The organism is Pedobacter sp. GSP4, from assembly GCF_051857575.1.
Lineage (GTDB): Bacteria > Bacteroidota > Bacteroidia > Sphingobacteriales > Sphingobacteriaceae > Pedobacter.
Window position 1 is genome coordinate 520,038 of the sequence record NZ_JBPZIR010000004.1, and the last position, 21,466, is coordinate 541,503.

At 40.0% G+C, this 21,466-nt stretch carries 21 protein-coding genes; 15 read left to right on the top strand and 6 right to left on the bottom strand.

The annotated features are described in order from the left end of the window. Nucleotide 1 precedes the first annotated feature (1 nt). The 7 genes from ACS5PU_RS13095 to ACS5PU_RS13125 all read left to right on the top strand — a co-directional run bounded on the left by ACS5PU_RS13095 (nt 2) and on the right by ACS5PU_RS13125 (nt 8,196). A complete protein-coding gene (locus ACS5PU_RS13095; RefSeq protein WP_439459620.1) occupies nt 2–982 on the top strand; it encodes a PorP/SprF family type IX secretion system membrane protein in 981 nt (326 codons plus the stop codon). A gap of 506 nt (nt 983–1,488) precedes the next feature. Then, entirely contained in the window at nt 1,489–4,380 is a 2,892-nt protein-coding gene (locus tag ACS5PU_RS13100; protein WP_439459621.1) for a hypothetical protein, read from the top strand. 21 nt (nt 4,381–4,401) lie between these two features. Continuing rightward, complete coding sequence (locus ACS5PU_RS13105) at nt 4,402–5,094, top strand: hypothetical protein (protein WP_439459622.1); 693 nt, start codon at nt 4,402–4,404, stop codon at nt 5,092–5,094. A 36-nt stretch (nt 5,095–5,130) separates the two neighbouring features. Next, entirely contained in the window at nt 5,131–6,075 is a 945-nt protein-coding gene (locus ACS5PU_RS13110) for a gliding motility-associated C-terminal domain-containing protein (RefSeq protein WP_439459623.1), read from the top strand. 3 nt (nt 6,076–6,078) lie between these two features. Continuing rightward, the gene (locus tag ACS5PU_RS13115) at nt 6,079–7,059 is read left to right on the top strand and encodes a PorP/SprF family type IX secretion system membrane protein (RefSeq protein WP_439459624.1); all 981 of its coding nucleotides are present in this window, start codon (nt 6,079–6,081) and stop codon (nt 7,057–7,059) included. 102 nt (nt 7,060–7,161) lie between these two features. Continuing rightward, entirely contained in the window at nt 7,162–7,479 is a 318-nt protein-coding gene (locus tag ACS5PU_RS13120; RefSeq protein WP_439459625.1) for an RNA polymerase sigma factor, read from the top strand. A 141-nt stretch (nt 7,480–7,620) separates the two neighbouring features. Beyond that, complete coding sequence (locus tag ACS5PU_RS13125) at nt 7,621–8,196, top strand: Crp/Fnr family transcriptional regulator (protein WP_439459626.1); 576 nt, start codon at nt 7,621–7,623, stop codon at nt 8,194–8,196. Between the two features lie 815 nt (nt 8,197–9,011). On the opposite strand, the gene ACS5PU_RS13130 is transcribed toward ACS5PU_RS13125, so the two are convergent. Continuing rightward, nucleotides 9,012–9,563 carry a 5' nucleotidase, NT5C type gene (locus ACS5PU_RS13130; RefSeq protein WP_439459627.1) on the bottom strand — a complete coding sequence of 184 codons (552 nt, stop codon included), beginning with the start codon at nt 9,561–9,563 and terminating at the stop codon, nt 9,012–9,014. A 96-nt stretch (nt 9,564–9,659) separates the two neighbouring features. Between ACS5PU_RS13130 and ACS5PU_RS13135 the strand changes: the two genes are divergently transcribed. From ACS5PU_RS13135 to ACS5PU_RS13160, 6 genes are all read left to right on the top strand, one after another. Continuing rightward, the gene (locus ACS5PU_RS13135; protein WP_439459628.1) at nt 9,660–10,409 is read left to right on the top strand and encodes a DeoR/GlpR family DNA-binding transcription regulator; all 750 of its coding nucleotides are present in this window, start codon (nt 9,660–9,662) and stop codon (nt 10,407–10,409) included. Between the two features lie 69 nt (nt 10,410–10,478). Further along, complete coding sequence (locus tag ACS5PU_RS13140) at nt 10,479–11,027, top strand: hypothetical protein (protein WP_439459629.1); 549 nt, start codon at nt 10,479–10,481, stop codon at nt 11,025–11,027. 27 nt (nt 11,028–11,054) lie between these two features. Beyond that, complete coding sequence (locus tag ACS5PU_RS13145; protein WP_439459630.1) at nt 11,055–11,372, top strand: hypothetical protein; 318 nt, start codon at nt 11,055–11,057, stop codon at nt 11,370–11,372. A 240-nt stretch (nt 11,373–11,612) separates the two neighbouring features. Then, complete coding sequence (locus ACS5PU_RS13150; RefSeq protein ID WP_439459631.1) at nt 11,613–12,527, top strand: tetratricopeptide repeat protein; 915 nt, start codon at nt 11,613–11,615, stop codon at nt 12,525–12,527. A gap of 86 nt (nt 12,528–12,613) precedes the next feature. Next, nucleotides 12,614–13,360, top strand: a complete 747-nt coding sequence (locus ACS5PU_RS13155) for a metallophosphoesterase (RefSeq protein ID WP_439459632.1) — start codon at nt 12,614–12,616, stop codon at nt 13,358–13,360. 225 nt (nt 13,361–13,585) lie between these two features. Continuing rightward, nucleotides 13,586–14,323, top strand: coding sequence for a hypothetical protein (locus ACS5PU_RS13160; RefSeq protein WP_439459633.1), 738 nt, complete (start codon nt 13,586–13,588; stop codon nt 14,321–14,323). Between the two features lie 39 nt (nt 14,324–14,362). Here ACS5PU_RS13160 and ACS5PU_RS13165 read toward each other — a convergent pair whose 3' ends face one another. From ACS5PU_RS13165 to pfkA, 4 genes are all read right to left on the bottom strand, one after another. Continuing rightward, entirely contained in the window at nt 14,363–14,551 is a 189-nt protein-coding gene (locus tag ACS5PU_RS13165) for a hypothetical protein (RefSeq protein WP_439459634.1), read from the bottom strand. Between the two features lie 752 nt (nt 14,552–15,303). Continuing rightward, the gene (gap, locus tag ACS5PU_RS13170; protein ID WP_439459635.1) at nt 15,304–16,302 is read right to left on the bottom strand and encodes a type I glyceraldehyde-3-phosphate dehydrogenase; all 999 of its coding nucleotides are present in this window, start codon (nt 16,300–16,302) and stop codon (nt 15,304–15,306) included. Nucleotides 16,303–16,310: 8 nt separating this feature from the next. Further along, nucleotides 16,311–17,153 (bottom strand): hypothetical protein, encoded by an 843-nt coding sequence (locus ACS5PU_RS13175; protein ID WP_439459636.1) that lies wholly within the window; start codon nt 17,151–17,153, stop codon nt 16,311–16,313. Between the two features lies 1 nt (nt 17,154). Next, nucleotides 17,155–18,141 (bottom strand): 6-phosphofructokinase, encoded by a 987-nt coding sequence (gene pfkA / locus ACS5PU_RS13180; protein ID WP_439459637.1) that lies wholly within the window; start codon nt 18,139–18,141, stop codon nt 17,155–17,157. A gap of 111 nt (nt 18,142–18,252) precedes the next feature. Here pfkA and ACS5PU_RS13185 point away from each other — a divergent pair, with 111 nt between their 5' ends. Continuing rightward, nucleotides 18,253–18,942, top strand: a complete 690-nt coding sequence (locus ACS5PU_RS13185) for an NUDIX hydrolase (protein ID WP_090982558.1) — start codon at nt 18,253–18,255, stop codon at nt 18,940–18,942. 369 nt (nt 18,943–19,311) lie between these two features. On the opposite strand, the gene ACS5PU_RS13190 is transcribed toward ACS5PU_RS13185, so the two are convergent. Beyond that, complete coding sequence (locus ACS5PU_RS13190; RefSeq protein ID WP_439459638.1) at nt 19,312–20,172, bottom strand: N-acetylglucosamine kinase; 861 nt, start codon at nt 20,170–20,172, stop codon at nt 19,312–19,314. Between the two features lie 220 nt (nt 20,173–20,392). Here ACS5PU_RS13190 and ACS5PU_RS13195 point away from each other — a divergent pair, with 220 nt between their 5' ends. Then, nucleotides 20,393–21,415 (top strand): threonine aldolase family protein, encoded by a 1,023-nt coding sequence (locus ACS5PU_RS13195; protein WP_439459639.1) that lies wholly within the window; start codon nt 20,393–20,395, stop codon nt 21,413–21,415. The last annotated feature ends 51 nt before the right edge of the window (nt 21,416–21,466 follow it).

Below are 21,466 nucleotides of genomic sequence, written 5' to 3' on the forward strand. Positions count from 1 at the left end.
TATGAGAAGGTTAAAGAAACTTGTTTTTGTTTTGGCCATCTGTTCGGCATGGATAGGGAGCTATGCCCAGCAGAATGCGCAGTTTGGGCAGTATGTTTTTAACGGGATGTATATTAACCCGGCCTACACAGGCTACAAAGAGGAGCTTTACCTGCAGGCCTTTGCACGGGCACAGTGGACGGGCATTAAGGGTGCCCCGCAGACACTTTCCATCTCGGCCGATGAGGCGATCAATGAGGAGAGCCTGGGCATAGGCGCGATAATTACCAAAGATAAGATCGGGGCGCAGAGTGCGCTGAATTTTTCGGCAAACTTTGCCTACCGCATCAAGCTCGACCGTTCCGAAACCAATATCCTGGCTTTTGGCCTTGGGGCAGGGCTAATGCAGGTTGGGCTGAACGGCAGCCTGCTCGATCCGATAGAGCAGGGCGATAACCGCATACCCACCGGTAATGTAAGCCAGATCATGCCCAACATCCGCGCAGGGGTGCATTATTCGAACGAAAAGTTCTTCATCGGTTTCTCTGCCGATAACCTGCTGTCGAAGAGCCTGTCGGTTTTTACCGATTACAACCTGCTCAATATCAAGGTGCAGCCACATTTTTATTTAAGCTCTGGAATGGCACTGCCCTTAAACGATGAGTTTGTGTTCAAACCCACCTTTCTGATCAAGGATGATCTGCACGGGCCGACCTCGCTCGACCTAAATGCCTTTTTGCTGATAAAAGAACGTTTTTGGCTGGGTGCAGTATACCGCACCTCGGTTAAACTGTATCCTAAACAGAACTTGGAAAACAACCTCAGAAGTCCTGCGGCCCTTGGGTTTATCGCAGAGCTGTTCGTGCATCAGAACCTGCGCATCGGTTATGGCTACGATTACAGTTTGAACAAACTGGGGAATTATGATTATGGTTCGCACGAGCTTTCGGTAGGCTATTACCTGGTTACCAAGAAAAGCCGAAGGCCAAAATGCTACTTTTAAGCGCGGAGCATTTCTTCAATGAGTAAAACCAACCTACCACACTGCTGATTTCATCTCTTGGGTATACCATTTCGTCAAAAAAAAGGAAATTTAAACTTATCCCTTAAGTGAAAAATATCCTTGTCTCTATGTTTTTGTGTTAAAAGTCATGCTGGAAGTACAAACTACTTATTGATGAGTATTTTGTAAATATGGATATGCTTTTAAGATTTCAGCTCCTCATTTTTAAAATATTTTTTCCTGTATGATTACTGATACGTTTACGTTATTGTTTGAAAATTATATTACATAAATATTCCCTTTTTGTGTAAATAAATCGCGTAAATGACTTTATTTTGCAGTTTTAGGCTTATTTTAGAGCTGAAGAAATCCTCAACTAATAATATTTAACGCTTTTAATGCAATTATTAATCTTACAAATTGGTAGTTTTTAACTGTCTTTAATCTACTGGGTTTAACTTAGTGAGTAAATGGGTATATAATTGCGTTTGGCTAAAAAATTGAAAATGGTTAACGCGCTAGCCAGATTGTCACTTTTACTGTTAATGACCGGTTTACTATGCACGGTAAGCGGATTAGGCTATGCGTCAAATCTGGCTTGGGTTAAAGATGCTCCTAAAACCAGATTTATTAATGCAAGTGGTGTTTCAACTGGTTTTATGCCTCCAAGTTATGCCAAACATTATATTGCTCCTGCACCTTGGCAATATTGGAGTAAGGCAAATGAAATCGTAATTACCACTGATAATCCCACTACTGTATCGGGAACCATTAAAAAAAGTGATGGAACGGTAATTACTGCCTTCAGCTGCGCGCAGGGCAATCCATTCACCTACCGTTTTTCGGGTCTGCCTAAAGATGTTCCAGCCCACAGTTTAAATACAGTTATTTCTGCTGCCGGAATTATTGTAGAGGCTACGGCTTCTATCAGCGTAAATTTAAGAAATGTAGCTTCTGATAATTTAGGATCTGATGGATCTGATTCGGACATTAAAGGTAATGCCTCCCTTTTCAGTTTTGGTGATGCGGCAATTGGAACATCTTTCCGCGTAGGCTATTACCGTGATGGAGATTTGGCCGGCTCAGCCCATAAACCCATTTACAGCATTATGGCTACCGAAAATAATACTATTGTTAAAATTGGTGGCGTGGCAACCGCAACCTTAAATGCGGGTCAAAGTTATCTTTTTAAAGCAGTAATCGGAACTTTGGTAGAGTCTTCGGCATCAGCTGTTATGAATACCTCTGCTGCGCTTGATGCCCCGGGAGGCTGCGGAGACGGTGCATTTAATCCAATCCCACCCATTTCTTCTCTTGGAAAAGAATACGTAATTGTTAAAGGAGAAGGAAATGCCATTGCCGAACAAACTACTGTTATTGCAACTGAGGCCAATACTGTAGTTAATATCGTGAGCTTTGATGCCAATGGCGTACAAAAAACTACCCAAACCTTTTTGCTTGCCCAACCAGGCGATAAACAAACTTTTAACCACGGTTATATCAATGGAGCCTATAATACCACAAGTAATACCGGACGATATTCTTCCTCACTTATTGTTTCGGATAAAAATATAGAAGTGTTCTCTGGTACTGGAGGGGTATCAGGAGGAGGAGGCTGCGAAGTGGATATAGCGACTTTGGTGCCCATTACAGGTTGCTCTGGTTCGAAAAGCGTAGAAACAACGAAATTTACAGGTTATGTTGCTACAAACAATCTTTCTTATTTTGGTTATATCTTAACTAAAAGTGCCGATCCGATAGTGCTGAGCACAATTGGTGGTTCACCCGCTTATACCAATACCAATATCGAAACCATATCGGGCATTGGTGCCCGTAAACCCCTTGGCAGCAGCGGCCTTTCCCTAATCAGCTTTACCCATACCGCTATCGGGCAGCCCCGGGTCATCTCTATTAGCAGTTTAAGCCGGCTAACCGTTTCAATGGTACAACAGAGTAGCGGTTTCTCAATGTCGAATTTTATCTCACGTTTCCCTGAAAAGGCAGAGCAGCCCAATGTTAGTCAGGTTAACTGTGCATCTGCCACATTAACAGCAGTCGAAAATGCGGCACCATATCAATGGTATCTTAATGGGACAGCTATTAACGGCGCCACCAGCAATACTTTCGAAGCCAGTACTTCTGGCAATTACAGTGTAAGCTATCAGCTTGAATGTGGTACCAGCGCGCCATCATTGCCTGTAAACCTCACGCTCTGCAATATAGACAGGGCTATAACCAAAACTGTTGATGTAGCTTATCCTGAGCTAAATACAGATGTGGTATTTACCTTAAAGGCCGAAAATCTGGGCAATGGAAATGCTGTAGGTGTTTCGGTTAATGATAAACTCCCCGCTGGTTATACCTATGTTTCCAGTGCCCCATCACCCGGAACATTGTACGATGCGTTAAGCGGTATCTGGACCATTGGCGATTTAGCAGCCTCTGGCAGTGTGGTACTCAAAATTACGGCTAAAGTGGTTCAAACAGGTGTGCTTACCAATACCGCAACAATAACGGGGAGCCAACCAGATCAGGTAACCGTTAATGACCAGAGCAGTGTATCAACATCTACAGGCTCGGGCGACCGCATAGTTTGCCTTAACACTGCAATGGATCCAATCATCTATAGCATACCACCATCTACATCAAATGTTACCGTTGGGGGTTTGCCGGCCGGTGTTACATTTAATTACAACAGTTCTACCCAAAAATTAACCATTAGCGGTACGCCAACCATTGCCGGCACGCCAGCTACCTATACCGTTTCTTCAATTTCGGGCACTGCATTTAATGCAACAGGTACCATTACCGTAAATGGAAATGTTGGTACACCCGTTTTTGGTGGAGGGTTAACAGATAAACGCTGTATTGGAGCGGGAACAGACACCTACACCGCAACAGCCACTAATACTACTGCAATTGTTTACAGTTTGTTGCCACTTTCTGCCGGACTGATAGACGCTGCAACAGGTCAGGTTACCTGGTCTGCGGGATTTAATGGCCCTGCTACCATTACCGCCACCGCAAAAGGCTGTGAGGAGAAGCAGCAAGACTTTGTGGTAACGGTAAGTTTGCCACCAGCATTGACTTTGGATGCCGACCCAGAGATTTGTCAGGGTTTTAATACTGCACAACTGAATTATACCAGTCCATTAAATAGCCCTATCACTTACAGCATCAGTTGGGCTACTGCTGGGTTCGTAGCAGTAAATAATATGCCTTTGCCTATTGGCAGTATTGCTATTAATGTACCCTCAGATGCAGCAGTTGGAAATCATCCCGGTGTATTGAAAATAAAAAATGCAGGAGGATGCACTACAGAGATCAATTTCAATATTAAAATAAAACCAAAACCATCAGCACCGCATGTGCTGCTTAATCCTAACTCACAATATTAAACAATCTAAAATTTGTCCCCCATGAAAAAAATCCTTTACCAAACAGTTTTAACAATCGCTACAGTTATGTTATGTAGCTTCTTAAATTTATCGGCTCAAACCTTGGCGCCCAATACGCCTGGAGTAAACCTTTTCTGCGCTGACGCCGATCTTACCTTGCCCACTGCGCCTATCGGCTCAGACTGGATTGTAAAGTACAGTGCTACTTCTACCACCTCCCCTAGTCTTGGTATAAATTTAAGTGGTGGAAATAAAATAGCCAATGCCGATCTTAAAACTGGATATTATTACCTGAGTTCGAAAGCAACAGCTGCCGGATCATGCGAATCCGAAATGCAGGAAATTCCGGTTTATGTATTTAAGCCACTTATGCCAACGGTTACACCAGCACCTTTTTGTGTGGAAAGTCCATTGGCGCAGATCGGTAACATTACCAATCCCGAAGATCCGGCTAAGGCGCCTTTAGCTTACCAATGGTATACCGTAGTGGGTACTACTGAAACTGCAATTTCTGGTGCAACAAATAAAGATTACACACCAACTGCGCCAAGTGTGGGAAATACTACGTATAGGTTTAAAGTAGGCTATGAGATAAATGGTAATAAATATTGTCCACAATCGGCCGATCAGACCATTACCATAACAGCCAAGCCGACTAAACCAACGGTTACTATTGGAACCGCGCAGGGTACGGCCACTGCAGTAACTTTTTAGGACTAATTAACCTTTTTTCTGCTTGCAAAGTTATAAATGAGGCATAGGTTCTACACCTTCCTGTTTACGGCTATGCTGTTGTTTTCTTTTACAATGGTATTTAGCCAGACCGTACCCAATGGACGGCAGAAGATCACGATCAAGAAAGGATCGTCGGTTTTGCTGCGCGCAAATTCGGGAGGGGCCAGCACGTACATCTGGTTCAAGGATGGTGTGCTCATCCCCGGTCAGCAGAAAGAGCAGCTCATTACCGCCACGGCAGGAGTTTATAGGGTAGCCGCTATCAACAGTTTTGGCTGTACCTCCGATCTCTCCGTAGAGATAGTGGTAGAAGTGCAGGCCGTGCCGGTGGCCGATCTGGCCATCACCAAGCGCTCCGAAGCCAAGAATGTGCTCAGCAACCAGGTATTCAGTTATTACCTCGATGTGCGCAACAACGGTACTGACGATGCAACAATGGTAAATGTAAGGGATGTGCTGCCCGATAACCTGGTTTTCGAAAGCCTGGCGCAGCCGACCGACGGTAATGCCGTTTACGATTCGGCCACAAGGACTATCAAATGGGGGATAGACCTTTTGGCCAACGGGAAGTTTGCTGAGCTGGTGGTTTATGTGCAGGCAAAACAGCCGGGAATGGTGAGCAATACCGCCACGGTAACCGGTAGCGAGAACGATCCGGTGCCATCGAACAATACCTCTACCGATTTGAAAGAAATTTCGGGTTTACGGATACCGAATGTATTTACGCCCAATGGGGATGGGAAAAACGATACGTTTTATCTGGAAAACCTGGGCTCTTTCGAGTTTAACGAGGTAACGGTGATCAACCGTTGGGGAAGTACCGTATACCAGAGCAACCGCTACCTGAACGACTGGACCGCGCCGGGCCTGAGCGATGGCACCTATTTCTACGTGGTTAAGGTTAAGAATGGTACTGCAAACTGGCTGGAGTACAAGGGCTATGTTACCATAATCAGATAAGATATGAAAGGGTTGAAGAAGCTTGTTTTTGTTTTGGCCGCCTGTTCGGCATGGATAGGGGGCTACGCCCAGCAGAATGCGCAGTTTGGGCAGTATGTTTTTAACGGGATGTACATCAACCCGGCCTACACGGGCTACAAAGAGGAGCTTTACCTGCAGGCCTTTGCACGGGCACAGTGGACGGGCATTAAGGGTGCCCCGCAGACACTTTCCATCTCGGCCGATGAGGCGATCAATGAGGAGAGCCTGGGCATAGGCGCGATAATTACCAAAGATAAGATCGGGGCGCAGAGTGCGCTGAATTTTTCGGCAAACTTTGCCTACCGCATCAAGCTCGACCGTACCGAAACCAATATCCTGGCTTTTGGCCTTGGGGCAGGGCTAATGCAGGTTGGGCTGAACGGCAGCCTGCTCGATCCGATAGAGCAGGGCGATAACCGCATACCCACCGGTAATGTAAGCCAGATCATGCCCAACATCCGCGCAGGGGTGCATTATTCGAACGAAAAGTTCTTCATCGGTTTCTCTGCCGATAACCTGCTGTCGAAGAGCCTGTCGGTTTTTACCGATTACAACCTGCTCAATATCAAGGTGCAGCCACATTTTTATTTAAGCTCTGGAATGGCACTGCCCTTAAACGATGAGTTTGTGTTCAAACCCACCTTTCTGATCAAGGATGATCTGCACGGGCCGACCTCACTCGACCTTAATGCCTTTTTGCTGATAAAAGAACGTTTTTGGCTGGGTGCAGTATACCGCACCTCGGTTAAACTTTACCCAAAGCCCAACCTGCAGAAAAACCTGCAAAGCCGTGCCGCGGTTGGTTTTATTGCAGAGCTGTTTATACACCAAAACCTGCGCATCGGTTATGGCTACGATTACAGTTTGAACAAACTGGGGAATTATGAATATGGTTCGCACGAGCTTTCGGTAGGCTATTACCTGGTTACCAAGAAAAGCCGAAGGCCAAAATGCTATTTTTAATTTTATTACTTTTAGGAGTACTCTACTCAGTTGTTTGAATAATACCTGCTGCTTAAACAATTGAAACAATGCATGTGTTAAAGCATTAATATTAAATCTATTATGCAGGTGTTTGTCAATCCCATTTCTAATAAAAGCCAAGGTGCAGACTTAAAGGTTCAATTGTCTGATCAGGAGGTTTTTATTAAAAGACTTCGGGCTAAGGATGCAGATGCATTTAAAATTCTTTATCAAAAATATGCCGCTGCGGTGTATGGCAACATTATTCGCAGTTTAAATGATGAGCCGAAATCGAAATTGGTGCTGGAGCAAACGTTTTGTCATTTATGGGATTCATTTTCCGGATATGACGAAAGGAAAATGAGCATATTTACCTGGATCAATCAAATTACACTTCGAAATATAAAGTTAATGGCTTAGATAAGGCTTTTTATCTGATTATACTGTCAAATAATCTACTTTATTTTATCATTTCGATTCAAATTGCTATAATTAAGCGTCTAAAGTCTATTCCTTTTTTTGTATATGCTCGAATCCCAAAAAGTATTCTTAATTAATGCCATGCTTAATTATTTCAGCGGTTTAATTCCGATCAGTGCCGGTTTTATTCATGAAATAGAGAAAGAGTCGCAAGCGGTATTAATCAAAAAAAACAAATATATCCTATCCCCCATTGATAGTAACAAATGTGTTTATTTTGTGGTAACAGGTTTGGTAAGGGGTTTTGTGAAAGATGATCATAAAGAAATTACCACCTGGATCAGTTTAGGTAACGAATTTATCGGTGCTATCCAGCATCCGGCAGAAACTATTGAGCAGCCTTCTATTGAATATCTGCAGGCCTTAGAAAATACAGAGCTTGTAGCCTTGCCCAATGCGCTTATTAATAAACTGTACGAAAGCCACCAGGAAACCAATGTAATTGGACGGAAAATTTTAGCGCTTCAATACCATGCTGCCGCCGAGCGTGCAATACTTGCCCGTATACCATCGGCAGAAAGACGTTATGAAAAATTTCTGGAACTAAATCCTTTCGATGTTACGCGGGTGCCGTTAAGGTGCGTGGCCAGTTATCTGGGCATGAGGCTCGAAACCCTAAGCCGCATCCGGAGTAAACTGGTTAAAGAAATGGTTTAAAACAAATTTGACCGGTTTCTATTGGTGAAAATGAACTTCTATGTTGCTTAAAACCTTATGTTTACATAACATTATACACTTTTTACATATTGATGTACAACATTAAATCGGTCGTACTATCCGTAAAATTTGTAGTTACATTTGGTTAAGTAAAAATTAAATCAACGGGACGATTTAGATTACACTCGTAAGCCTCTCTGTTAAGGGAGGCTTATTTTGTTTTAATAGGATTCCCACGGAAAGCTTCTCGATCCAATCATTATCTCTACTACAACAGATTGCAGACATTAAGTTGTAAGAAAGATCTATTCTTTAGATTTTTTTTTACAAAACACTCACATGCTTCCTAACTATTTTACAGTTGCTGCCATTGACAGAGCTAGATAGAAGGTTCGTCATTGCGAGGAGGAACGACGAAGCAATCTTTTATGCTTGCTATCCTTGCTAGAAAGATTGCTTCGTCGGCTAAAAAAGCCTTCTCGCAATGACGATTTCTTTTGAAATTGATTATCTTATTAAGAAATTATTATTGATTTTATGAAATGGACTATCTTTCAGAATGGCAAGTTCTCATGGGCCATGGCTTAGTTAAAAATCACTAAAGCGAGCTATGTTGTTAAATCGTATTCTGACAACCCAAAAAATAAAAGTCTAATTTTAAGTTTTACTCATTTCTTCATCAAATCTTAATCTTTCTGCCGTAATATTGTAGGCATAAGGGGTGAGAGCCTTATATCAACTTCATAAGTTGAGAGCGTTAATTTAGATAGAGGATGTAGCCAGTGGTTACATCCTTTTTTGTTGGTACCTTTGGTTTAAGCCAGTTCTAGGTTTTTCGCTTCCAGTTTTTTCAATAAACCCGGTACCTCATTCCAGTGATCGATCCTTTGATGGTGATCCTTATCCACATTGTGGAATGCCGTAAACATTAAAGCTTTCCCTTTGCAGAAATCGAGGTTTTTGCAATGGTCGTCTATCAGGTAATCGGTATCTATGATGCGCTTGTCTCCGCAAAAGATTATATTCTTCCAGCTTATAAAAGGGAAATGTTCTGCCAACCATTCGTGTTTTTCAAAAAGCGATAACGGAAATTCCATGGCCGCCGAAACGATAAAGATCTCATAATCTTCCATTAGCTGTTTCACGGTTTCAATTGCGCCATCCATAACCGGTAAATTCCTGAAAAAACCTACCCGGTTGCAGATATTCATCACGATGGCCCTATCCGTGAAAAGTTCTTCTTCCTGTTTCCCCTTAATATCATCGCGTGTAAGCAAAATGCCTGTTTCTTGATAGTATGTCTGTAATATATGATCTTCAATGTCGGCCAGAACGCCGTCCATGTCAATGCCAATTGTTCTTTTCATGATTTGCTGTATTTTGCAACAAAAATATTAAATATTGCAATATATTGCAATTAATAAGTTCTAAAAATGTTTATATTTGCAACATATTGCATTGTTATGGTAAAGGAAGAGCGCCTACAGATTATTATTGATACCCTCAAAAAAGACAGCAAAGTAAGGCTGGATCAATTGAGCACTTTATTGAATGTATCAGAAGATACTGTGCGCCGCGACATCAAGGAGCTTGATATGCAGGGGCTGCTGCGGGCGGTTAGGGGAGGTGCCATTTCGCATTCTCCCGTTCCAAAACATTACCGTGAAAGGGAAAAACATAACCAACAGCATAAACAGGTCATTGCCAATAAGGCGCTGCGGTTTTTGAAAGATGGGCAGGTGGTGTTTTTTGATGGAGGTACTTCAGTAGTAGCGCTGGCTGCAGCATTGCCCAAAGATTTGATGATTACCGTTATTACCAATAGCTTTCCGGTGGCCAATATTTTGGAAGATCACCCTAGTGTGGATGTGATATTTGCTGGCGGAAGATTGCATAAAACTGCATTTACCACCATGGGACAGGAAACGATCGATACCTTTCGGAAAGTAAGGGCCGATATCTGTATGCTTGGTATATGTAGTCTGCACCACAGCATGGGCATTACCTCTATTATATACGAAGATGCACAGTTGAACAGCATCATGATCAATCAGGCACAGAAAACCATTGCGCTCTCGGCCCTCGAAAAAATAAATACCGTAGAATCTTATTATGTTTGTCCGGTTACCGATGTAGATGTAATTATTACCGAAACCGAGCCTGAAAATACTGCTTTAGCTGCTTACAGGCATTTGGGGATTGAGGTTGTATAAATTAAGTTCAAACTGCTTTGATGCCAAAAAAATAACTTAATTTGGGTTAACTAAATTTAACCCTCATTTATGTATAGTACTGTTAGCCTGTCCAATCTTTTGCAAGAGCAAATGCTTATTTATGCTTGCTGGAGCATAGGGATTTGCTTTTTAGTTAAAACCAAATTCATCGGCGAACTGGATAAGGTGATAGTTTGGTTAACAAGAATTGTAGGTATTGCATATTTCTTGCAGTTTCCAGTAACTGTATTAATCGATTGGCTTAGTTCCAATGAGCTGCGTTACGCAATAATAAACCGTTATACCGGGCCATATTGGTTTACTGCAGTACTTCCAATGTTGATTTATTTAATGGCTACACAGGGTCTTTGGTGGGGTTATTTTCGTAAGGCAAAATATTGGCGTTTATTGTTTTGTCTCATAATATTGCTATTGGGGCTTACAGATCAAATCATGGTTTGGATGCTGAGTTTTCAGAGAGATTATATTCCTTCTAGCTGGGCGATGCGTTATCAAGCTCCTTTTTTGCATCTTGAATCAATTATTTTCTTTTGTGTAACAATTGGGATAATGTACTTTATAATCAGGGAAAAACAGATTGATACAAACATCATTTAACAGACAGTATTATCAGGTATAGATATAATGTGGACACCTATTTCAAGAAACAAATTGGAAGATTGGATTTTGCGGGGAGAACAAGAACTCGATAGTGAGGCGTTAAACTTGTGGAATCTGATCAAAGTAGAACCTCAGAAATGGCAGGAAAAAGAATATGGTGAAATGGGCGGCGGATTTTGGGTTGTAGCTATATTTGGTAATGAGGTAATATACTTTAATGACATTGAGGGTGGTTTTAACATTTCACCTTATGAGGAATACGGTAAGATTAAAGAATATCGCTGTAATCAAAGCGAATTAAACTGGGTAGTTATGGAGCTTTATAATCGGTTAAAAAAATAATAGTGATCGGTTACCTTAATTTGTAATCGTCATTATTGGGTTACTAGGTTAGAAGAAGAATTGGTGGTATTGCGCGATACAATCGCGGTTCTCGTTTATCCTCTTTACAAACGAGGACAATGGAGGCCTCACTCTTTTATCATTACGAAAAAGAACAATTAAGTTTTGTTAGCTTAATGATAATATCATGTGAACTGGCTTTTTTTGTGAGGTCACCACTAGCGTAAAAAAAATCAAAGTATGAAGAAGCTAATAGTACTTATTTTATTAACATTTTTATTTTTAGCAGGCTACAGCCAATCAAAAGACAATATGGATATTCGGTTTTTTACGAAAAAAGAATTTAACAGTAACTATAGCAAAGAAAAACAGACTGCACAGACCGTTTATAAAAGCATGCTTCAAGATGGTTTTAAGGATAATGCCTTGGCTAAATTTGATTTCGACTTTATTTCGGACCGGCCTGAAAAACTGGATAAACTAAGTGGTTTTTTGCGTGATAATTATGGTTTCAAGCTCGAAAAACCAGAGCAGGAAGATGGTTCTTGGATTTTAAGAGGTAATGCTGAAACCCTACCTTATACCGAAGAAAATTTAATTTTCTGGGTGATAGATCTCTACTGTAAAGGTTATGAGTTTGATTGTAAATTAGACGGTTATGGTGCATTAACAGATCCCAAAAATTTAACTTACCTAGATATGGAAACGGAAATGTCTGTTGGTTTTTATGAAAAAGGTTTAAGGGAAATTAATCAAAGAAACTTTGGGAAAGCGATTATCTATTTTTCTACTGCGATTAATTATTCGCCAAAAATGAAAGAAGCCTGGCAGGCTCGGGGTTATTGTAAAGATGAACTATATAGTTATACAGCAGCCCGCAGAGACTATGATGAAGCGCTGCAAATAGACCCTGATTATATCGAAGCGCTATTAATCAGAGCAACAAATAAGGATGATGCAGGTGAGTATAATGAAGCAATGAAAGATTATAACCGTGTTATTGAACTTGAGCCTGCCAATAGCCTGGCTTATTACAATAGGGGGAATACCAAGTTTAATCTGAACGATAAGCAGGGTGCCTGTGCAGATTGGGAAAAGGCCAAATCACTTGGTGACAAATACGCGCAGAAAAGAATCGATGCCGAATGTAAATAGCTAATGTAAAAAAAGTATGATCTAATAATAAAAATAGGCTAGAAATTATCAAACGGTGAGGTTAGTTTTTTGAGAAGAAATATTAAATGAAAATACAGATTATAAGTGACTTGCACCAAGAGTTTGGAATTTCGGAGCTGAGCTTTAAAAATGCCGATCTGGTTATTTTGGCAGGCGACATTAATCTTGGTGTAAAAGGAATTGAGTGGATTAAACAAAATATTTTCAATAAACCAGTAATTTATGTTTTAGGCAACCATGAATATTACAAGGGAGCTTATCCACATACGCTCCATAAAATAGCCGAACTGGCCAAAGGTTCAAATGTATCTGTACTAGAGAATAACCGTATTGAAATTGATGGGATAAGATTTCATGGCGCTACGTTATGGACTGATTTTTCGCTTTTTGGTAGTCCAATAGAATATGGTATAATCTGCCAGGGTAAAATGAACGATTACAGGTTAATCAGAAGAGATCCGACTTATTCTAAGTTGCGTAGCATCGACACATATAAAATCCATCAATTTTCGAAAAACTGGTTGATAGAAAGTCTTGAAGAATCAAAGGACTATAAAAATGTGGTTATTACACACCATGCGCCAAGTATAAAATCAGTGCCTCAGCTATATGAAAGCGATCCAATAACTTCTGCCTACGCCTCAAATCTTGAAGATGTTATTCGAAAGTATCAACCCTTGTATTGGATTCATGGGCATATCCATACACCATCTCGGTATATGATCAATCAAACGGAAATTATTTGTAATCCCCATGGTTATATCAGCGAAAAATATAATGGTTACCATAAAGAATTGATTATTGAAATTTAACCCTTCGCTATCGCATGCTTGCAGTGTGTGAAAAATCTTAATCAGCTCAATCGTCCTCATTTGTAACAAGGATGAAAGAGGTATACCTTTGTAATGTATATAAAGCAATCATGAATCTTATTTATTTTGTTGTAAATCAGAATGGTATGAGGGGTATTGAGGTAATTCTCATACATTTAGAGGAGATTACAATTGCAACTAAATTAACCTTAATATAGCCAAAGTATGGAACATATTATCTCTAATTGGCTCATGCCAATATTATCATTGTTTGGATTTTTAATTACTTATTATTTTATAAAGAATATGCTTCCGAGCTATTTCAATGAAAAAGGCAAGAATTTAGCTACAAAGGACGATATTAAAAGTATAACCACTTTGGTTGAAGAGGTTAAAATAACATTCGCAGCTCAAACAGAAAAGTTGAAAGCAAATCTAAATGTATTGACTTCAATTCAGCTGGGTATAGCAAACGAAGAACGAAATGCAATTATTTTGCTAAATCAGTCATTTTTTAAATGGTATAACATAATCTCAAGCATAAGTTTGGGGGGAGCAGATGAGAGCAGTTCAGATGAGATTAGAGAATTTCAAAGGAAGCGAAATATGGCATATGATGAATTTTCAGATTCAGATGTAAAGTTTAAGTTATTTGTTGAAGATCCAGAACTCATAAATAAGTTTTACAACCTAAAATCTGAAGTCCTGCATGAAATGGGGTCTTATCTTAGAGAATATACTTACGGGCTTTTAAAATTGAATATTGATCTTGAGTTATCCGATAAGGTTTTGGCTGATGATGAAAAAAGAAAGATAGTTGATCGTAATTATGAGCAAAGGGATTTTTTAAGAAAGGAGACAAGCGATCGAATGATTGAAGCGCATAGAAAATTACACCCATTAATTAATGACTTTCAGTTATGTTGCAGATTGTATATGACTAAGTTAATTGAAGAGAAGTAATTATTTCTCAAGTTTAGGCATGAAGTCTGTCCTGTCGCTCTACACAGTCGCCACATGTGAAAAACTTATCCAGTTATTGTTCTTACCGCCGCCTGCTCCAATAAACCTTTCAACTGCCAACTTAATATTGCCTACTGCACCGATAAAGTAATCTACTTCTCCGATAAAGTTGTTAACTGCCGCGATATAACTATGAACTGAAAGTATAATGTTGTTAACTGCCGGCATAAATTTGTTCACTGCAAACATCAAACTGTTCACTGCGGGTATGAACCTGTTAACTGCAAGTGTGGTGCTATTTCTTGATTAACCTTTTTTAAATGGCTTTTGGCTAATGGATTTTGGGATGCAGGGGAGTAGCGCTGTAATGCTTCAAGAAAAAAATCCTGTATAAAAGAAAAGAGATACTCCATCCAGACGTATCTCTTTTTTCTAACCAAATATAAACCTGTTATGAGCCAGGCTTTGTCTTAAACTTGCTATCCAAACCAAGGTTTTTCAAGTAAGTGATTTTATCTTTTTAATTGATAACAAACTTCGTTCCGTTTATTATGATACAAATATAGTAAAAAATTTGATAGTGTAAAAAATACACTAAGAAAATTTTAAGTATTTTTTTTGTCATTTTTTATTTCCTGTTCTTTTTCTGTAAGTTTTTAGGATTTAAAATGATCGTATGGCAAAGATAAAGCAAAAATTTGTTAACTAATTGTTAAATATTGTCAATTTATGGTACGATTTAGTCAAACGTTTGTTCTGTTTGGGGTTAAAAACGCTTTTTACATAAAATTTCAGCTAATTTTTGATGATTTTAGTTTTATTAAGTGAATTTATTATTTAAAATTTAAATAAAATTGTTTTTATGGTCAATTTTAAAATATAATTTACAGGTGAAAATGCTGTTTAAAATAAAAAGGTAGCATTAAATTAATAATGCTACCTTTTTGGTAGTATAATATTGCGCTAGGCGCTATTTTTTATTATAAACTAGCGTAATATTCTACAAATTTAGCTAATGCAGAAGAATATCCCCATTCGTTATCGTACCAAGATACCACTTTAACGAAATTATCATTCAAAGAGATGCCTGCTTTTGCATCAAAAATAGAAGCGTGGTCATCACCAATAAAGTCAGAAGAAACAACTTCATCTTCAGTATAACCCAGTACACCTTTTAAATCACCTTCAGAAGCTGCTTTCATAGCTGCTTTGATCTGCTCGTAAGTTGCAGGTTTTTCTAAACGTGCAGTTAAATCTACTACAGAAACATCGGCAACAGGAACGCGGAACGACATACCTGTTAATTTACCTTTTAATTCAGGTAAAACCATACCTACTGCCTTAGCAGCACCTGTTGATGAAGGGATGATGTTAGAGAAACCGCCACGGCCACCTCTCCAATCTTTAGCTGATGGACTATCAACTGTTTTTTGAGTTGCAGTTACCGCGTGGATGGTGCTCATTAAACCTTCAACAATACCGAAGTTATCGTTTAAAACCTTAGCAATTGGTGCTAAACAGTTTGTAGTACATGATGCATTAGAAACGATAGTTTGATCTGCAGTTAATTTATCGTGGTTAACACCCATTACGTACGTAGGGATGTCGCTATCTTTAGCAGGAGCAGAGAAAACTACTTTTTTAGCGCCGGCAGCGATGTGTTTTTCAGCATCAACGCGGGTTAAGAATATACCTGTCGATTCGATTACTACATCAACACCTACAGCATCCCATTTTAAATCAGCAGGGTTTCTTTCTGCTGTAACACGGATTGTTTTACCATTAACCACTAAGTTACCGTCAACAACTTCAATGGTACCATCAAATTTGCCATGGGTAGTATCATATTTTAACATGTATGCCATGTAATCCGGCTCAATTAAGTCGTTGATAGCTACAATATCCAATCCTCTTTTTAATGCGGCTCTGAAAACCAGTCTGCCAATACGGCCAAAGCCGTTTATTCCAATTTTGCTCATTGTTTTTGTTAATTAGTGTAATGTTTTAATAAATTTTGTATTGGTTCTTTAATAATGCTTTTTATTTCTAAATCGTATTTAGCGGCTACCACCCTCAAGCGGTCTTCCAGCTCGGCGGCTACTTTGCCAACAATATGTAAATCATGTCCGCCGTGTTTTTCAACTGTAGGCAGCACGTAGGTTTTAATGTATTTTTCAAATCCTTCATCAATCAGACTACGGATGTACTCGTGTTTGCTGTTCTGGGTAAAGAAATCGAAAAAAGAGGTTAAAAATATATTCGCCTGCGGCTTGTTGTAAATACGTTCTAAAATTTGAGGGCGGTCTAGATTATAGGTTAACATAAACTTGGTTTCAATATCCTTAGGGAGTTTAAGGCTCAAAAACTCTTTCAGGAGAATTTTCCCGAAATAATTGGAAGAACCTTCATCACCTAATATATAACCTAATCCAAAGTTATTGTTTATTGGCTTCTTTCCGTCAAAATAAGCACAATGTGCACCGCTGCCCAACATGCCCACTATACCCGGCTTATCGTAACAGGCGGCCTTGGCAGCTCCGAACAGATCATTTTCTACTACAATTTTGCTGTATTTAAAAAATGATGAGAGGGTTTTTGCCAATTCCTCTTTCCTATCTGGCGAGGATGCTCCGGCTGCAAAGAAATAAATTTTCTTTATATTTTCTGCATTGTTAACCAGTGCAACCTTTTTGTTTAAAATCTGTAAGATCGTTTTCGGGTCAACAAAGCAGGGGTTTAGGCCCGTAGTGTTGCAGTGTGCTACTACCTGTCCATTTTGGGTTATTTTCCAAAATGCCGTTTTCGATCCGCTGTAAACAACCGCTACCATATTATATAGAAAGCACTTCGGTCATCTCCATTAAATCGGGCTCTAACTTAAAGGAATGTGCCGTTAAAGCTTCCGTAATGCTCGTTAATTGTATTTCATTTCCCTTTAAACCTACCATTTGTTCTGTTTTGCCCGCAATTAACGCATTTACTGCGGCAAAACCTAAACGGCTGCCCAAAATACGGTCAAAACTGCTTGGGCTACCACCACGCTGCAGGTGTCCGAGTATGGTTACTTTCGTATCGTAATGATCAAAAGTTTCTTTTACACGTTTGGCAATATCGTAAGCGCCGCCTTGTTTATGTCCTTCCGCAACAATTACAATACTCGATGATTTTTTGGTAGCTGCACCTAGGGCCAGTTTATCGATCAGTTCGGTTACACTGGTTTCTCTTTCTGGCAACAGCACCGCTTCTGCACCGCTTGCAATTGAACTTCTTAGGGCAATACAGCCAGAATCTCGGCCCATTACCTCTATAAAGAACAAACGGTCGTGCGCATCGGCAGTATCTCTGATTTTATCAATCGCTTCAATAACCGTATTAATGGCTGTATCGTAACCCAGCGTAAAATCAGATCCAACAAGATCGTTATCAATCGTGCCTGGAATACCGATTACTTTAACGCCAAAGTTTTCCGAAAAACGTTTCGCTCCGGTAAAAGTTCCGTCGCCACCAATAACAACTAGGGCATCTATATCGTTTTTCTTTAAATTGTTGTAGGCAATCTGCTGGCCTTCATCAGTTTTAAATTCTAAACAGCGTGCTGTTTTTAATATGGTTCCGCCCAGGTGTAAAATATTACTTACCGAACGGGCGTCCATTGGTTTTATGTTGTCGGTAATTAAACCTTGGTATCCTTGCATTACACCGTACATATTTATGCCATGGTATATTCCGGTACGAACAACAGCTCTGATCGCGGCATTCATTCCAGGGGCATCGCCACCCGAAGTTAATACTGCTATATTTTTAATATTTGGCTCCATCTTTATTATACGAATATAGTGTGTAATTTTTACACTAAGTAATTTTTTTTATTTTTTTTACTTAATATTGAAAGTCATACCTTTATCTGCTTAAAATAACTAAATTTTACTTTGGAACAAATTTTACCTCATTTAGATTCTGTATTCTCGATAGATTGCGTTTTGTTTGGATTTGATGGTAAGGAACTAAAAATCCTGCTCATTGAAAGGAATGAAGAACCATTTAAAGATTGGTGGGCCTTGCCCGGTAACATTGTTGGCCCTGATGAAAGTTTAGATCAGTCTGCTTCCCGCATTTTATACGAACTTACCGGTTTGCGCGGCATTTACATGGAGCAATACTATGCTTTTGGCGATCCGAACAGGCACCCGCAGGGTAGGGTAATTACCTTGGCCTATTATGCCCTGATCCGTTTGGGCGGCGATAAAGAACTGAGGCCTATTAGTACTTATGCTAAACGCGCCAATTGGCTGCCGATTACCGATCTGCCTAAACTGGCTTTCGATCACCAGAAGATTTACGATAAGGGTTTAGAAAAAATAAAACGCCGGATCAAACACCAGCCGATTGCATTTGAGCTGTTGCCCGAAAAATTTACACTAACACAGCTGCAGCATGTTTATGAACTGGTGCTGGGCAAAAAACTGGATAAAAGAAATTTTAGAAAGAAAATTGTAAGCTTTGGCGTGCTTAAAGAGCTTGATGAAAAACAAAAAGGCGTTTCATACCGTGCAGCCACCCTGTACCGCTTTGATAAACGTAAATATGCCAAGCTTTTTGGTAAGGAGATTTCGTTCTAGTGGAGTGTGCTGAGCGTTTGGTGCTGAGCGGATAGCGTTTGGCGTGGATCGACTTCTAAACTACAGCGGTCACCCTGATCCGATAGCTATCGGATTTATTTCAGGGTCTATCTAACAGGAAAGATGCTGATCCCGATGTGAAAATCGGGACAGCATGACGATCGCATCAGAAAAAGGGGCTAAAATAAACATACAATAATATTAATCGATTCTGAAGTTATCATAAAACGAAAAAATCCCAGTTTTGCAAGCTGGGATTTTTTATGCTGTATTATTATATGTTGCCTAACTCTGGACTAAAGACTAGCCTTAGTACCAACAATTATGGTTCGAGCCGTAGCACTCCAAACTGAGAACCCAAGCTCCAAACTAGCCTTTAGGTGCCAGTTCAAGGTGGTAATGTACCAGGTCATCTATAGGCGAACGGATAATTTTACCTACACCCATTTCGTAACGGTCGGCCACAATACTTAATATATCGCGGAAACTGTAACCTACAGAACCCACACAGTTTAACTTGTGGTCTTTATAGTTAGGGTAGTGGATAACCAATGCTTCGAAAAATGCGGTAAAAGCATAATCAATGGTAGCAAAGGCATAATCTTCGTAATTATCTTTGAAATCGTATAAAAATTTACTGAAACTTGCGCAGAAACGGTTTGGCAATGGTTTGTTGTAAATGTTATCGAAAATATCTTCGTTGGTTAAAGCATAGTTATCGTAAAAAGCTTCGCGTAAGCCTTTTGGCATATAACCTTTCATGTAATCGCTCAAAATACGTTTACCAATGTATGATCCGCTACCTTCATCGCCTAAGAAATAGCCCAAAGAATCGATATTCATGGTAATTTCAGTTCCATCGTAAAGACATGAGTTTGTGCCTGTACCTAAAATAGCAGCAAATCCTGGCTCGTTTCCAAGAAGTGCCCTGCAAGAGGCAAGTAAATCATGACCTACAAAAATACTTGCATTGGTAAAAATCTGTTTCATGGCATCGGCCACAATCTTTACATTTGCAGGTGTAGAACAGCCGGCGCCATAGTAGTAAACTGCTGTTAATTTTTCTCTTTCCAAGTGGTCTGGTAGAGTCTCATTTAAAGATTTTACAATGTACTCTCCCTTTGAAAAGTATGGGTTGTAACCTTCAGTGTTAAAGTAAATTTTTCTGCCGGCCTCGTTAATCAAACACCAATTTGTTTTGGTAGATCCGCCGTCTGCAATTACTATCATTTTATTTATTTTTGGTTTTAGCACGATAAAAGTATAAAAACTCTTATATTTTGTATCCTTTTTTTTAATAATTTTTTAACAATTTGTTGTTGTCGAAAATTAAGTGTGTAAAAAATACACTATATACGGCGTTTAATCGCCGAAAAACCTTAAAATTATACCAGAAAGGGCATTGGTCTTTTTTTTTAACATCAACAATATTTTACAATCCGTTAGCGAAATGAACAGCAGATTTTTAGATTTTAGAAGTGATACCGTAACCAGGCCAACAGCCGGAATGTTGGATGCCATGATGAGTGCAAAAGTAGGGGATGATGTTTTTGGTGAAGACGAAACGGTGCATCAGCTGGAAACAAAACTGGCCGCTACCTTTAATATGGAAGCGGGCTTGTTCTGCCCATCGGGAACAATGACCAACCAGATCGCCATTAAGTGTTTTACCCAGCCCATGGATGAGGTGATCTGCGATCAGACCGCGCACGTTTACCGCTACGAAATAGGTGGTATTGCTTTCCACTCGGGTGCATCGGTACGCTTACTGCATGGCGAACGTGGTATTTTAACCCCGGAGTTAATAGAACCAGAAATTAATGAAGATAACATCCACTACCCCAACTCCAGTTTGGTGGTGTTAGAAAATACCGTAAATAAAGGGGGTGGAAGCTGCTATACATTATCGCAGATTGCGCCCATTCATCACCTTTGTAATATAAAAGGATTGAAACTGCATTTGGATGGTGCACGTATTTTTAATGCACTTACCGCCACCGGCGATGAGGCCAGTGCCTATGGTAAATATTTCGATGGTATTTCGGTGTGCTTATCCAAAGGTTTGGGCGCACCGGTGGGCTCTGTTCTACTCGGTACCAAACAAATGATCCATAAAGCACGTAAAATAAGGAAAGCTTTTGGTGGTGGCATGCGCCAGGCAGGTTTTTTGGCCGCGGCGGGTATTTATGCGCTCGATCATCATGTACTACGTTTAAAGGATGACCATGCCCATGCCCGGGCATTGGCCAGTGCACTTGCCCGTGCTTCCTACGTAAAATCGGTAATGCCTGTAGAAACCAATATTGTTATTTTTGAGGTAGAAAAGGGTGCTGCAGATAAAATTGTGAACCAGTTAAAAGAAAAAGGCCTGCTCTGCAATACCACCAGCAGCAGCACCATCAGGCTGGTTACCCACTTAGATCTTAGTGCCGAAATGATCGATAAGGCAATTGAAATAATATTACATTTGTAGTAGTCAGAGGTCCGAAGACGGAAGGCCGAAGTCAATAATATAGTTCATGGT